Raw genomic sequence first — 14345 nt, forward strand, 5'->3', positions numbered from 1 at the left:
CACTGGAACCGATGGAACCACTGGACTTCATCGGTATCGGCCTTGGCCCCTTCAACCTCGGCCTCGCCTGCCTCACCGAACCGATCGACGAGCTGACCGGCCTCTTCCTGGAGTCCAAGCCGGACTTCGAGTGGCACTCGGGCATGTTCCTGGAGGGCGCCCACCTCCAGACCCCGTTCATGTCGGACCTCGTCACCCTCGCGGACCCGACGTCTCCGTACTCCTTCCTCAACTACCTGAAGGAATCCGGGCGGCTGTACTCGTTCTACATCCGCGAGAACTTCTATCCGCTGCGCACCGAGTACAACGACTACTGCCGCTGGGCCGCCGCGAAACTCTCCTCGGTCCGCTTCAGCACGACGGTCACCGAGGTGACGTACGCAGATGACCTGTACGTCGTGCACACCTCCACCGGCGACACGTTCCGCGCCCGCCACCTCGTCCTCGGCACCGGCACCCCGCCGCACATCCCCGAGTCGTGCGCGGACCTCGGCGGGGACTTCATCCACAACTCCCGCTATCTGCAGTCCAAGCAGGAGCTCCAGAAGAAGGAGTCGATCACGCTCGTCGGCAGCGGCCAGTCCGCCGCCGAGATCTACTACGACCTCCTGAGCGAGATCGACGTCCACGGCTACCGGCTCAACTGGGTCACGCGCTCCCCCCGCTTCTTCCCCCTCGAATACACGAAGCTGACGCTGGAGATGACCTCTCCGGAGTACGTCGACTACTTCCACGAGCTGCCGGAGGCGACCCGCTACCGCCTCCAGGACCAGCAGAAGACGCTCTTCAAGGGCATCGACGGCGACCTGATCAACGAGATCTTCGACCTCCTCTACCAGAAGAACCTCGGCGGCCCGGTGCCCACGCGGCTGCTCACCAACTCCTCGCTGCAGAGCGCCCGTCACGAGAACGGCACCTACACCCTGGGCCTGCGCCAGGACGAGCAGGGCAAGGACTTCGAGCTGGAGTCCGAGGGCCTGATCCTGGCCACCGGCTACCAGTACGTCACGCCCGACTTCCTGGAGCCCGTGCGCGACCGCATCCGCTGGGACGGCCGCGGCCGCTTCGAGGTCGCCCGCAACTACTCGATCGACACCACGGGCCGCGGCATCTTCCTGCAGAACGGCGCCGTGCACGCCCACTCGTTGACCAGCCCCGACCTGGGCATGGGCCCCTACCGCAACGCGTACATCATCGGTGAGCTGCTCGGCGCGGAGTACTACCCCGTCGAGAAGTCCATCGCGTTCCAGGAGTTCGCCGTATGACCACAGAACCCGAGTTGACCCTCCGGCCCCTCGACCCCCTGAAGGACGCCGAGCTCCTGCACGGCTGGGTCACCCACCCCAAGGCCTCGTTCTGGATGATGCAGGACGCGACGCTCCCGGACGTCGAGCGCGAGTACATGGCGATCGCCGCCCACGAGCACCACGACGCGTTCATCGGCCTCCACAAAGGCGTCCCCGCCTTCCTCATGGAGCGTTACGACCCCCGGTACGTCGAGCTCGTCGGTCTCTACGAGCCGCAGCCCGGCGACGTGGGCATGCACTTCCTCACCGCGCCCTCCGACGTCCGCATCCCCGGCTTCACCCGGGCCGTGATCACCAAGGTCATGGAGACGCTCTTCGCCGACCCGGCGACCGAGCGCGTCGTCGTCGAGCCCGACGTCGACAACAAGGCCGTGCACGCCCTCAACGAAGCCGTCGGTTTCCGGGCGGCCGAGGTCATCCAGAAGCCGGAGAAGAAGGCTCTGCTGAGCTTCTGCACCCGCGAGCAGTTCGAAGAAGCAGTACGCGAAGAAGCAGTACGCGAAAGGGAATCGGCGATATGACCCTGTCCGACGCCACGGCGCACCTCTCTCCCGAGCGCTGGGAGCAGGCCAACCGCCTCCTCATCCGCAAGGCCATCGCCGAGTTCTCCCACGAGCGACTCTTCACCCCGGAGCCACTGGGTGAGGACAAATACGTCATCCGCAGCGACGACGCCCTGACCCGCTACCGCTTCACCGCCAAGCGGCTGCGCCTGGACCACTGGCAGGTCGACGCCGACTCGATCTCCCGGCACCGCGACGGCACCGAACTCCCGCTGAACGCCCTCGACTTCTTCGTCGAGCTGCGTACGGCGCTCGGCCTGAGCGACGAGATCCTGCCGGTCTACCTGGAGGAGATCTCCTCCACCCTCTCCGGCACCTGCTACAAACTCACCAAGCCCGCGATTCCCTCCGCCGAGCTCTCCCGCTCGGGCTTCCAGGAGATCGAGACGGGCATGACCGAGGGCCACCCCTGCTTCGTCGCCAACAACGGCCGGCTCGGCTTCGGCGTGCACGAGTACCTCTCGTACGCCCCCGAGACCGCGAGCCCCGTACGGCTCGTGTGGCTGGCCGCGAGCAAGGAGCGGGCCGCGTTCACGGCGGGCGCCGGCATCGACTACGAGTCGTTCCTGCGCGCCGAGCTCGGCCAGGAGACCCTGGACCGCTTCGACCGCAGACTCCGCGACCAGGGCCTGGACCCGGAGGACTACCTCCTGATCCCGGCGCACCCCTGGCAGTGGTGGAACAAGCTCTCCGTGACCTTCGCCGCCGAGGTCGCGCAGCGGCACCTGGTCTGCCTGGGCGAGGGCGACGACGAGTACCTTGCCCAGCAGTCGATCCGTACGTTCTTCAACAAGAGCGAACCGGCCAAGCACTACGTCAAAACGGCCCTCTCGGTCATCAACATGGGCTTCATGCGCGGACTTTCGGCCGCGTACATGGAGGCGACCCCGGCGATCAACGACTGGCTCGCGAATCTCATCGACACCGACGAGACCCTGAAGTCGACCGGCCTCACGATCATCCGCGAGCGCGCGGCCGTCGGCTATCGCCACCTGGAGTACGAGGCCGCGACCGACCGCTACTCCCCGTACCGCAAAATGCTCGCCGCCCTGTGGCGCGAGAGCCCCGTCCCGTCCCTGGCCGAGGGCGAGCAACTGGCCACGATGGCCTCGCTGTTGCACACCGACCTGGAGGGCGCGTCCTTCGCGGGCGCCCTCATCGAGCGCTCGGGGCTCACCCCCGCCGAGTGGCTGCGCGGCTACCTGCACGCCTACCTGACGCCGCTCCTGCACAGCTTCTACATGTACGACCTCGTCTACATGCCGCACGGCGAGAACGTCATCCTGGTCCTGAAGGACGGCGTCGTACAGCGGGCGATCTTCAAGGACATCGCCGAGGAGATCGCGGTCATGGACCCGGACGCGGTGCTCCCGCCCGCGGTCGAACGCCTGCGGGTCGAGGTCCCCGACGACCAGAAGCTCCTGTCGATCTTCACGGACGTCTTCGACTGCTTCTTCCGCTTCCTGTCCGCGCATCTCGTCACCGAGGGCCTGGTGGACGAGGAGACGTTCTGGGGCGCCGTCGCCGAGTGCGTGACGACGTACCAGGAGGCCACGCCCCAGCTGGCCGACAAGTTCAAGCAGTACGACATCTTCGCCCCGGAGTTCGCGCGCTCCTGCCTGAACCGGCTCCAGCTGCGGGACAACGAACAGATGGTGGACCTCGCCGACCCGGCGGGGGCGCTCCAGCTGGTCGGGACGCTGAGGAACCCGATCGCGTAAAGCGGTACCGCACAAGCCGAGTGGGCTCCAGGGACGGTCCCCTGGAGCCCACTCCTGTCCGTACGTCAGGTGCCTACTTGCCCGGCCACGGCACGTCCGGCGCCTTGTAGTACCCGATCCCGAGCGCGTCCCAGCGCGGCCCCTGCTGGGCGAGCCGCACCTTGTACGCGTCCCAGTCGTGCGTCGACGCGGGCGACCAGCCGAGCTCGGCGATGCCGGGAAGGCGCGGGAACGCCATGTACTCGATGTGCGCCGACGTCGAGAGCGTCTCGGACCACAGCGGCGCCTCGACGCCCTGGATCGACTCGGCGGGCGCGCCCTTGAGGTACGTCCCCGGGTCCCAGTCGTAGCTGCGCCGCGTGGAGACGTAGCCCGCCCAGGACAGACCCAGCGGGGTGTCCTTGTCGTACTTCATGTCGAGGTAGGCGCGGTCGGCGGGCGAGAGGACCAGCTTGGTGCCGTTCTTCGCCGCGTTCACGACCTGCTCGCGCTCGGCGGCGCCGGTGGCGTCGTAACCCCAGTACTGCGCGAGGGCGCCCTTGGCGGGCGTGGCGCCGGTCAGCTGGTGCCAGCCGATCGCGGTCTTGCCGTACTTGGCGACCACCGGCTGGACCTTGCTCATGAACGCCACGTAGTCCTCGTGGCTGGTGGAGTGCGCCTCGTCGCCGCCGATGTGGATGTACTTGCCGGGCGTCAGGGCGGCGATCTCGCGGATCACGTCGTCCACGAAGTCGTACGTCACGTCCTTCTTGACGCAGAGCGAGCTGAAGCCGACCTCGGTGCCGGTGTAGAGCGGGGGCGCGACGCCGTCGCAGTTCAGCTCGGCGTACGAGGCGAGTGCGGCGTTCGTGTGACCCGGCATGTCGATCTCGGGGATCACTTCGAGCTGCCGCGATGCCGCGTACTTGACGATGTCCTTGTACTGGGCCTTCGTGTAGTAGCCGCCCTGGCCGCCGCCGACCTGCGTGGAGCCGCCGTACGTGGCGAGCCTGGGCCAGGAGTCGATGGCGATGCGCCAGCCCTGGTCGTCGCTGAGGTGCAGGTGCAGCTTGTTGACCTTGTAGAGCGACATCTGGTCGATGTAGCGCTTGACCTTGTCGACCGAGAAGAAGTGCCGCGACACGTCGAGCATCGCGCCGCGGTGCGCATAGCGGGGCGTGTCCTTGATGGTGCCGCCCGCGACCTTCCAGGGGCCCTTCTGCCGGGTCCTCTTCTCGGCCGCCGCGGGCAGTTGCTGGCGCAGCGTCTGGACGCCGTAGAAGAGCCCGGCGGGCTTGCGGGCCGTGATGGTGAGGGAGCCCCGCCCGGACTCCAGGCGGTAGCCCTCGTTCCCCAGGGACGTGTCCTTGGCGCTCAGGCGCAGCCGGATGCCGTCGCGGCCCTCGTCGTCGGTCACCTTCAGGGGGTAGCCGGTGGAGGGGCGCAGGACCTCGGCGAGGTAACCGCCGATCGCGCGCGCGTCACGGGAGTCGTCGACCCGGATGCGGGTCTTGGCGCTGATCTCGTACGGGGATCCGCCGGGCGTGGCGGACGCGGGGGCGGGCACGATCCGGCCGAGCGGGGTCGGTGTGGCGGGCGTGGCCGCTTCCTTCGCCCCGCTGCCGCCGGGCGCGGCGGCCACGGACGAGAGGCCGGCCGCGGCGACGAGCAGCAACGAGCCGAACAGGCGGGTCGATCTGTGGTGCTGTCTCACGAGCGGGTCCCTTCGACGGGCCATCACTGTGGTGCATCTCCATCGAACGGTCACCATGGGTACCTTGCACCCCGGGGCGGGTCAAGGGTGTAGACCACTTCTGCCGCCGGCCGATGGAAGAATCGTCGCATGGCGGAAATCATCCAGCGTGACGGGACCTGGACCTTCGACGGAGAGACGCTGCGCCTTGTGCCGGGACGCGACAAGAACGTGTCCCTGCTGCGCAGGTCGCTGGGAGAACTGGCCGTGCCGCTGGGCGCGTTGGCGGGCATCGCCTTCGAACAGGGCAAGAAGTCGGGGAGGCTGAGGCTGCGGCTGCGGGACGGCGCGGATCCGTTGCTGCAGGCCGCCGGGGGCAAGCTCGGGGAGGCCGCGGACCCGTATCAGCTGACGGTGGATTCGGACCGCTACGGGGTCGCGGAGTACGTCGTCGACGAGGTCCGCAACGCGCTGCTGATCGAGCAGGTGCCTGCCGCGCCCTGCGACAGCTATCTGCTGCCGGGGCCTCCGGTGCCGCTGTCGGTGTCGGCGGGGGACGGCACGGCGAGCTTCGACGGGGAGCACATCCGGCTGGAGTGGAACTGGAAGACGGAGGAGGCGAAGTCCGCCGCCGGTACGCGCACGCTGGCCCTCTCCGAGGTCGCGGCGGTGGAATGGCAGCCTGCGGCGGGCCTGGAGAACGGCCACCTCCGCTTCACCGTCCGGCACGCGCCCACCAAGGCCCCGCCGAAGTACGACCCGAACTCGGTCGAGCTGTGGGGCTTCAAGAAGGACCCGCTGATGGCGCTGGTGGCGGCTGCCGTGCAGGTGCGGCTGCCGCACCCGGCTGCGGCCGTGGCGGAGCCCTCGGAGGCGCCGCCCGCCCTGACGAAGTCCGCTTCCGTGCCCGCGCCCGCCGCCCCGGCCGAGGACGATCACGACGCGCTCCTGCGGCGCCTGCGCGAGCTGGGTGAACTGCACCAGGCCGGGATACTCACGGACGAGGAGTTCTCCCTCGCCAAGCAGGCGGTACTGAAGCGCATGTAGGCCGTCGGGGCCGGTTTTCACCGCCATCCTGCCCGGAATCGGGCAGGATTGTTGCACGTAGAGGACTGTTCCTCCAGGATCAACGAATGCACGACGACCTGGTGGACCACCTGACCCGCAGCACCCCGCTCCAGCGGGGCGAAGCCCTGCGGGTCATCCAGGACGTGCTCGCCTACTTCGACGAGACGACCGAGCAGTTCGTCCGTCGCCGCCACCGCGAGCTGCAGGGTCAGGGCCTGCTGAACGCGGCGATCTTCGAACAGATCTCGGCGGACCTCAAGTACCGCGCGGTCGCGCCGCCCGAGCTCACCCTCAGACAGCTGCGCCGCATGATCTACGGCTGAGAACAGGCCAGGAACACCGCAACCACCACCCTCTACGGCTAGGACTCCTTCTATGTGCGGAATCGTCGGTTACATCGGCAAGCGTGACGTGGCCCCCCTCCTCCTCGAAGGCCTCCAGCGCCTGGAGTACCGCGGCTACGACTCCGCGGGCGTCGTCATCACCAGCCCCAAGACCGCCGGCCTGAAGATGGTCAAGGCGAAGGGCCGGGTCCGCGACCTGGAGGCCAAGGTGCCCGCCCGCTTCAAGGGCACCACCGGCATCGCCCACACCCGCTGGGCCACCCACGGCGCACCCTCCGACGAGAACGCCCACCCGCACATGTCGGGCGACGACAAGGTCGCCGTCGTCCACAACGGCATCATCGACAACGCCTCCGAGCTGCGCGCCAAGCTGACCGCCGACGGCGTCGAGTTCCTCTCCGAGACGGACACCGAGGTCCTCACCCACCTCATCGCCCGCGCCCAGGCGGACAAGCTGGAGGACAAGGTCCGCGAGGCCCTGCGCCACGTCGAGGGCACGTACGGCATCGCCGTCCTGCACGCCGACTTCAACGACCGCATCGTCGTCGCCCGCAACGGCTCGCCCGTGGTCCTCGGCATCGGCGAGAAGGAGATGTTCGTCGCCTCGGACGTCGCCGCGCTCGTCTCGCACACCCGCCAGGTCGTCACCCTCGACGACGGCGAGATGGCCACCATCAAGGCCGACGACTACCGCACGTACACGACCGAGGGCTCCCGTACGACCGCCTCGCCGACCACCGTGGAGTGGGAGGCCGAGTCGTACGACATGGGCGGCCACGACACGTACATGCACAAGGAGATCTTCGAGCAGCCCGAGGCCGTGGACCGCGTCCTGCGCGGCCGCATCGACGACCGCTTCTCCACCGTGCACCTCGGCGGCCTGAACCTCGACGCGCACGACGCCCGCAAGGTGCGCCGCGTCAAGATCCTCGGCTGCGGCACCTCGTACCACGCTGGCATGATCGGCGCCCAGATGATCGAGGAGCTGGCCCGCATCCCCGCGGACGCCGAGCCCGCGAGCGAGTTCCGCTACCGCAACCCGGTGGTGGACCCCGACACCCTGTACATCGCCGTCTCCCAGTCCGGCGAGACGTACGACGTGCTCGCCGCCGTCCAGGAGCTGAAGCGCAAGGGCGCCCGCGTCCTGGGCGTCGTGAACGTCGTCGGTTCCGCGATCGCCCGTGAGGCCGACGCGGGCGTGTACGTCCACGCGGGCCCGGAGGTCTGCGTGGTCTCCACCAAGTGCTTCACGAACACCACGGTCGCCTTCGGCCTGCTCGCCCTGCACCTGGGCCGCATCCGCGACCTGTCGGTCTCCGACGGCAAGCGGATCATCGAGGGCCTGCGCAAGCTGCCCGGCCAGATCTCGGAGATCCTCAAGCAGGAGGACGAGATCAAGAAGATCGCCAAGGGGTACGCGGACGCCCGCTCGATGCTCTTCATCGGCCGCGTACGCGGCTACCCCGTGGCCCGCGAGGCCTCGCTCAAGCTCAAGGAGGTCTCGTACATCCACGCCGAGGCCTACCCCGCCTCCGAGCTCAAGCACGGCCCGCTCGCCCTCATCGAGCCCGCGCTGCCCACGGTCGCGATCGTCCCGGACGACGACCTCCTGGAGAAGAACCGCGCCGCCCTGGAGGAGATCAAGGCCCGCAGCGGCAAGATCCTCGCGGTCGCGCACCAGGAGCAGGAGAAGGCCGACCAGACGATCCTCGTCCCGAAGAACGAGAACGAGCTGGACCCGATCCTGATGGGCATCCCGCTCCAACTCCTCGCCTACCACACGGCGTTGGCCCTAGGCCGGGACATCGACAAGCCGCGCAACCTGGCGAAGTCCGTCACCGTCGAGTAGTCCCGGAAGCCGCCGGAAAATGAACGACCCCTCGCGCGTGCCACCAAGCGTGCGAGGGGTCGTTCTTCAAGGGGCGGGGGCGCCCATTCCCCCGACCCGCGCCTGCCTCAGCCCGTGGCCGTCACTCCCCGGTCGGCAGGGGGTCGTGCCACCTGTACGTACCCTTCACAAGGACACAACCCACCTCTACGCACGAGTAGATTTATCTACATGCGAAGGAAGTTGACGCCCCGCCACCCGTGTCCCACCTGGGAACCCGAGGCCAAGGGGCGTGGAAGGGGCGTTACGGAATGACCACGACGGGTCGTTGCGCACGGCGCGCGAGCCGGCCCGCGACCGAGCCGAAGATGCGCCCCACGATCCCGTGCGTCGATCCGACGACGATCGCGTCCGCCGAATACTCCCGGCCGACCTCTTCGAGCTCATGGCAGATGTCGCCGCCGCGCTCGACCAGGATCCACGGCACTTCGGCCAGGTAGTCCGCACAGGCCAGCTCCAGGCCGAGCACTTCCGTGCGGTGATCCGGCACATCGACGAAGACCGGCGGCTCACAGCCCGCCCACACCGTGGTGGGGAGCCGGTTGGCGACGTGCACGATGATCAGGCCGGAGCCGGAGCGATGGGCCATCCCGATCGCGTACGAGAGAGCGCGCTCACTGGAGGTCGAGCCGTCGAAACCGACGACGACCCCGTGCCGGAAGGCCGGGTCGCAGGAGTGACGTGGTTGTTCCGCCGCCTGGGGGGTCGCCGTGGGATCGGCGACCTGCCGCTTGCGGTCCGCTGGTTCGGAGAATTCGTGACCGGCCATGGGTGTCTCGGCGAAGGAGTCCTCTGTGGGAGATCGGGCAGGGACGAGGAGGAGCGACCACCGGAGCTGTGTCCGGGAATCATCTTCCCAACCCCATACCCCCAAGGGTACGGCGACACTCCTCTCCTGCCCAGAGCTGCTGACGGCCCTGCGGGAGCCTCACGGCGTTCACCGGAGCATGCATGAGCGGCGCCCGTATGGCAATGGTTGCTGCCCTGTACAGGCGGTTTGGGCACCCACTCGCGTGGCCCCCGTCCGGCGCCAGTGACCGGCCGCGCGACCACGCGTTGAACTTCGGTACCCCACTGCCACAGGGAGCCCGCCGTGCCTGGACCGCCGCCCGTGTCCTCACACGTCACGACGTCCTCACGCGTGACGGCACAGAGCCGCCGACGCCCGCCGGAGGGGGCGCGCGAGCGCCCGCGCGGCGGGGCCCCGGTGCCACGCGCCCAGGAGACGCCACCCACCCCGGCGCAGGACTCCGCGAGTGATGTCGTCCGCTGGGCCGCGTTCAGCTGCGTCCTGGTTCCCGTCGTCCTCGTGGGGTACGGGACCTCGCTGGCGGGAGCCGCGGGTTCCGCCCTCGGACTCGTGGCCGTGACAGGGGTCTGCCGACTGCTCCTGCGGCAGTCCGAGCGGGGCGCCGCGCGGCTGGTCGAGGAGCAGAGTCACGAGCCCCGCGGGCGGCACGGGCGGACGGCCGCGGGGGCGCACAGGGGCGGTCGGCATGCTGGTGGGTCTACGCCGGTGGACTGACCGATTAGCGCGCACTCACCCGTAACTTTTCAGCCAACTTCCTATGGCCATGCCTTCCTTGGCCGAAGGGGTACCCAACCCCGCTCCCACCAGGGCTGAAAGGCATGCGGAAGGCGCCTGAACCCTACGGGGACCGGCCACGGAGCTGAGGCGCACTTCCCAGCAACGCCCGTGAGTGCAACGCTTCGTGATCGACTGCTTCACGCCAAGTTGCCATGTCGACATAGTGCCGGGTCCTTAACTGGTAACCCCGGCAGCACGGGACGCAGTAGATTCGATCATGACTGTATTACGGCGGGGGACTGGTGGAGGACCGAGGGGAAACGTGCAGGAGCGACAGGTCCGACAGGAACGCCAAGAGCGCCGAGAACACAGAAGCCGAGAACGCCGAGAACGCGGAACACGCAGAGAAATCAGAGCACGCCAAGAACGGGGAGCCGCGACGACCGAGGGGGGCTTAGCACCATGAGCCACGACTCCACTGCCGTGCAAGAAGCCGCGTCGCGGAAGCTGTCCGGACGCCGCCGCAGGGAGATTGTCGCGGTGCTGCTGTTCAGCGGTGGCCCCATCTTCGAGAGTTCCATACCGCTCTCCGTGTTCGGGATCGACCGGCAGGACGCCGGGGTTCCCCGCTACCGGCTGCTGGTCTGCGCCGGTGAAGAGGGGCCACTGCGTACGACCGGGGGGCTCGAACTCACCGCGCCACATGGCCTGGAGGCGATAGGGCGTGCGGGCACCGTCGTGGTGCCGGCCTGGCGGTCGATCACCTCACCGCCGCCGCCGGAGGCGCTCGACGCGCTGCGCCGCGCGCACGAAGAGGGCGCCCGCATCGTGGGGCTGTGCACCGGAGCGTTCGTGCTCGCCGCGGCCGGTCTGCTCGACGGCCGCCCGGCGACCACGCACTGGATGTACGCACCGACGCTGGCCAAGCGGTATCCGTCCGTCCATGTGGACCCGCGTGAGCTCTTCGTCGACGACGGGGACGTGCTCACCAGCGCGGGGACCGCGGCCGGAATTGATCTGTGCCTGCACATCGTGCGCACGGATCATGGCAACGAGGCGGCGGGCGCGCTCGCGCGCAGGCTCGTCGTGCCTCCGCGCCGGGCCGGCGGCCAGGAGCGCTATCTCGACAGGTCTTTACCAGAGGAGATCGGCGCCGACCCGCTCGCCGAGGTCGTCGCCTGGGCCCTGGAGCATCTCCACGAGCAGTTCGACGTGGAGACGCTGGCCGCGCGCGCGTACATGAGCAGGCGGACCTTCGACCGCAGGTTCCGCTCGCTCACCGGGAGCGCTCCCCTGCAGTGGCTGATCACTCAGCGCGTGCTGCAGGCACAGCGGCTGCTCGAGACCTCCGACTACTCCGTCGACGAGGTCGCGGGCCGCTGCGGCTTCCGTTCACCCGTGGCCCTGCGCGGCCACTTCCGGCGCCAGCTGGGCTCGTCGCCCGCCGCCTACCGGGCCGCTTACCGCGCCCGCAGGCCGCAGGGGGGTGAACGGGCGCTGCTGGAATCCGCGGCGTCCGTGGCCACCACGGCGATGGTGAACGCGGAGGGCGGACCCGTCCCGTCGCAGACGCGGCGTACGGCGGCCGCGAGCGCCCTTGGCCCATCGGCGACGCTGTCCGCGGATCCGGGAAAACCGAGCTCGGATCTGTACGCGCCAGGGCGCACTCCTCTGCCCGGCCAGAGGAGTGCGCCGTAGGGTAAGACGCATGAACGATCGCATGGTGTGGATCGACTGCGAGATGACCGGGCTCTCGCTGACGGATGACGCACTTATCGAGGTGGCCGCACTGGTCACCGACTCGGAACTGAACGTGCTCGGCGAAGGTGTGGACATCGTGATCCGCCCGCCGGACGCGGCGCTGGAGACCATGCCCGAGGTGGTGCGCAAAATGCACACCACCTCGGGGCTCCTCGACGAGCTGGCCGGCGGAACCACGCTGGCCGACGCCGAGGCGCAGGTCCTGGCGTACGTACGTGAGCACGTCAAGGAGCCGCGCAAGGCTCCGCTGTGCGGGAACTCGGTCGGCACCGACCGCGGCTTCCTGCTCCGTGACATGGGGACGCTGGAGGAGTTCCTCCACTACCGCATCGTCGACGTCTCCTCGATCAAGGAACTGGCCCGGCGGTGGTACCCCCGGGCGTACTTCAACAGCCCGGACAAGAACGGCAACCACCGGGCACTGGCAGACATCCGCGAATCCATCGCGGAGCTGCGCTACTACCGGGAGGCGGTCTTCGTGCCGCAGCCCGGCCCGGACTCGGACACCGCGAAAACGATCGCGGCCAAGTACGTGCTCCCCGCGGAATAGCCTCCGCGGAACGCCTCTGTACGGGGTCCGAATAACGCGTGCGCGAGCACCCCTTCGGACCCTGTACACTTTTTCTCGGCCGGTCGGAAGAAAGAAAAACGACCGGACATGGTGGGTGTAGCTCAGTTGGTAGAGCACCTGGTTGTGGTCCAGGTGGCCGCGGGTTCAAGTCCCGTCACTCACCCTGAACGAAGAAGGCCCGGTCCGCGCAAGCGGACCGGGCCTTCTTCGTGCTCGCGGCCTTGATACGAGTGGAGAACGGTCTTGAGCAGTACGTGGCTCATCTACAGCGGAGCCCTGATGGTGCTCCTGTCCGCAGGAGTCATGATCTTCGCGGGGCGGCCCGTCACGCCTCCCTGGCGTGACACGAAGTCCATCGCCTCCGGTGTCGCCGTCGGCGCCGTCGTCTGCGTTCTCGGCCTGGCTCTCGGCGCACCGGCGCGTATCGCCGTGTCCGGCGCATGCTTCTGGCTGGCCGCGAGCATGATCTGCGTGCACGCCCTGCGGGGCCGCATCGGCTCACGGGGCTGACGCTCCGGTCCGCGCCCGGTCACACGGGGTGCGAAGGGCTTCCTCGTGGCAGAGCGGCGCACACCCTTCCCATCGGCGCCGGTCCGGTGCACGGTGCCTGTGGCGCTTCGTGTGGTCTGTGTCGGCACAGGATGCCGGGGCGCCCGGGCCCGCCGGTCGCCTCCCGCGTCGGCGGCCCGCCCTTCGTTCCGGCGGGTCCTCAGGACGACGCCCGCTCCACCAGTTCCGTGGGCAGAACCAGTTGGCGGTGCTCCAGGCGGCGGGCCGAGGCCGGGCGGTCGTCCGCGATCTCGGCGAGCAGCAGGTCGATCATCGCCCGGCCCATCTCCTCGATCGGCTGCCGCACGCTCGTCAGCGGCGGGTCCATGTGGCGGGCGATCGCCGAGTCGTCGAAGCCGACGAGCGCCACGTCGTCGGGTATCCGGCGGCCGGCCTCGCGCAGGACCTGGCGGGCACCCGCGGCCATCACGTCGGAGCCCGCGAACACCGCGTCCACCTCGGGGCAGGCCGCGAGCAGCTCCGTCATCGCCCGGCGCCCGCCCTCCTCCGTGAAGTCGCCGGGCACGATGAGCCCCTCGTCCACCGCGTGGCCCGCGTCCGACAGCGCCGCGCGGTAGCCGTCCAGGCGGCGCTGGGCGCCGTAGACGTCCAGGCGGCCGGTGATGGTGGCTATCCGCGTACGGCCGCGTGCCAGGAGGTGCTCCACCGCCGAGTGGGCCCCCGCGAAGTTGTCGGAGTCGACCGAGGGCAGCGCCTCGTCGGCCGAGCGGCGGCCGCTGATCACCGCGGGGATCTCCAGCTGGGTGAGCAGGTCCGGCAGCGGGTCGTCGGCGTGCACCGAGACCAGGAGGACGCCGTCGACGCGGTGGGCGGCGAGGTACTGGGCAAGGCGCTGACGCCTGCGGTCGTTCCCGGCGAAGATCAACAGGAGCTGCATCTCCGTCTCGCCGAGCTCCGCCCCGACCCCGCGCAGGACATCGGAGAAGTACGGCTCGGCGAAGAAGCGGGTCTCGGGTTCGGGCACGACCAGGGCGATGGCGTCGGTGCGGTTGGCGGCGAGGGCACGGGCCGCCGTGTTCGGGACGTAACCGAGCTCCGCGACCGCGGCCTCCACGGCCGTCCTGGTCGTCTCACTCACCCGCGGTGAGCCGTTGATCACCCGGGAGACCGTCCCGCGGCCCACTCCCGCCCGCGCGGCGACCTCCTCCAGGGTCGGTCGACCGCCACCGCGGCCACGCGCACCGTGAGCTGCCATTGTCCGCCTCCCGTCGCACTTCCCCCGGCGAGGAATGTAGAGGAATGTAACAGCCTGATCATCGCCGGGCCGATGGGCCGAACGCGCGAGCGTCCTCGTAACAGCCCGATAACTGAAGACATATCTCTATGTCCGGTCCCTTGACACCCCCGCTCCC

At 69.1% G+C, this 14345-nt stretch carries 13 protein-coding genes and 1 tRNA gene; 11 read left to right on the forward strand and 3 right to left on the reverse strand.

Going from position 1 to position 14345, the window contains the following annotated elements; genetic code table 11:
• Positions 1–11 precede the first annotated feature (11 nt).
• From AB0E78_RS24455 to AB0E78_RS24465, 3 genes are read left to right on the forward strand one after another with little or no spacing between them, the layout of a single operon-like run.
• Positions 12–1265 (forward strand): lysine N(6)-hydroxylase/L-ornithine N(5)-oxygenase family protein, encoded by a 1254-nt coding sequence (locus AB0E78_RS24455; RefSeq protein ID WP_361836190.1) that lies wholly within the window; start codon positions 12–14, stop codon positions 1263–1265.
• Complete coding sequence (locus AB0E78_RS24460) at positions 1262–1828, forward strand: GNAT family N-acetyltransferase (RefSeq protein ID WP_361836192.1); 567 nt, start codon at positions 1262–1264, stop codon at positions 1826–1828. Before AB0E78_RS24455 ends, AB0E78_RS24460 begins: the two co-directional genes overlap by 4 nt.
• Positions 1825–3591 (forward strand): IucA/IucC family siderophore biosynthesis protein, encoded by a 1767-nt coding sequence (locus AB0E78_RS24465; protein WP_361836194.1) that lies wholly within the window; start codon positions 1825–1827, stop codon positions 3589–3591. Before AB0E78_RS24460 ends, AB0E78_RS24465 begins: the two co-directional genes overlap by 4 nt.
• Before the next feature lie 73 nt (positions 3592–3664).
• Here AB0E78_RS24465 and AB0E78_RS24470 read toward each other — a convergent pair whose 3' ends face one another.
• A complete protein-coding gene (locus tag AB0E78_RS24470; RefSeq protein ID WP_361836197.1) occupies positions 3665–5284 on the reverse strand; it encodes a beta-N-acetylhexosaminidase in 1620 nt (539 codons plus the stop codon).
• 129 nt (positions 5285–5413) lie between these two features.
• Here AB0E78_RS24470 and AB0E78_RS24475 point away from each other — a divergent pair, with 129 nt between their 5' ends.
• The 3 genes from AB0E78_RS24475 to glmS all read left to right on the forward strand — a co-directional run bounded on the left by AB0E78_RS24475 (position 5414) and on the right by glmS (position 8524).
• On the forward strand, positions 5414–6310 hold the full coding sequence (locus AB0E78_RS24475) for a DUF4429 domain-containing protein (RefSeq protein ID WP_361836200.1): 897 nt from the start codon (positions 5414–5416) through the stop codon (positions 6308–6310).
• An 86-nt stretch (positions 6311–6396) separates the two neighbouring features.
• Positions 6397–6654, forward strand: coding sequence for a hypothetical protein (locus AB0E78_RS24480; RefSeq protein ID WP_361836203.1), 258 nt, complete (start codon positions 6397–6399; stop codon positions 6652–6654).
• 52 nt (positions 6655–6706) lie between these two features.
• Positions 6707–8524, forward strand: a complete 1818-nt coding sequence (glmS, locus tag AB0E78_RS24485) for a glutamine--fructose-6-phosphate transaminase (isomerizing) (protein ID WP_361836206.1) — start codon at positions 6707–6709, stop codon at positions 8522–8524.
• Between the two features lie 283 nt (positions 8525–8807).
• Here glmS and AB0E78_RS24490 read toward each other — a convergent pair whose 3' ends face one another.
• On the reverse strand, positions 8808–9332 hold the full coding sequence (locus AB0E78_RS24490; RefSeq protein ID WP_361836208.1) for a universal stress protein: 525 nt from the start codon (positions 9330–9332) through the stop codon (positions 8808–8810).
• Between the two features lie 438 nt (positions 9333–9770).
• Between AB0E78_RS24490 and AB0E78_RS24495 the strand changes: the two genes are divergently transcribed.
• From AB0E78_RS24495 to AB0E78_RS24515, 5 genes are all read left to right on the forward strand, one after another.
• On the forward strand, positions 9771–10088 hold the full coding sequence (locus AB0E78_RS24495) for a hypothetical protein (RefSeq protein ID WP_361836774.1): 318 nt from the start codon (positions 9771–9773) through the stop codon (positions 10086–10088).
• A gap of 465 nt (positions 10089–10553) precedes the next feature.
• Positions 10554–11789 (forward strand): helix-turn-helix domain-containing protein, encoded by a 1236-nt coding sequence (locus tag AB0E78_RS24500; RefSeq protein WP_361836211.1) that lies wholly within the window; start codon positions 10554–10556, stop codon positions 11787–11789.
• A 10-nt stretch (positions 11790–11799) separates the two neighbouring features.
• Positions 11800–12402 carry an oligoribonuclease gene (gene orn / locus AB0E78_RS24505; protein WP_361836214.1) on the forward strand — a complete coding sequence of 201 codons (603 nt, stop codon included), beginning with the start codon at positions 11800–11802 and terminating at the stop codon, positions 12400–12402.
• A gap of 111 nt (positions 12403–12513) precedes the next feature.
• Positions 12514–12586, forward strand: a tRNA-His gene (locus tag AB0E78_RS24510).
• Positions 12587–12666: 80 nt separating this feature from the next.
• Complete coding sequence (locus AB0E78_RS24515) at positions 12667–12933, forward strand: hypothetical protein (protein ID WP_361836217.1); 267 nt, start codon at positions 12667–12669, stop codon at positions 12931–12933.
• Between the two features lie 199 nt (positions 12934–13132).
• Here AB0E78_RS24515 and AB0E78_RS24520 read toward each other — a convergent pair whose 3' ends face one another.
• A complete protein-coding gene (locus tag AB0E78_RS24520; RefSeq protein WP_361836220.1) occupies positions 13133–14188 on the reverse strand; it encodes a LacI family DNA-binding transcriptional regulator in 1056 nt (351 codons plus the stop codon).
• Positions 14189–14345 lie beyond the last annotated feature (157 nt).

Source organism: Streptomyces sp. NPDC032198, assembly GCF_040636975.1.
Classification (GTDB): Bacteria; Actinomycetota; Actinomycetes; order Streptomycetales; family Streptomycetaceae; genus Streptomyces.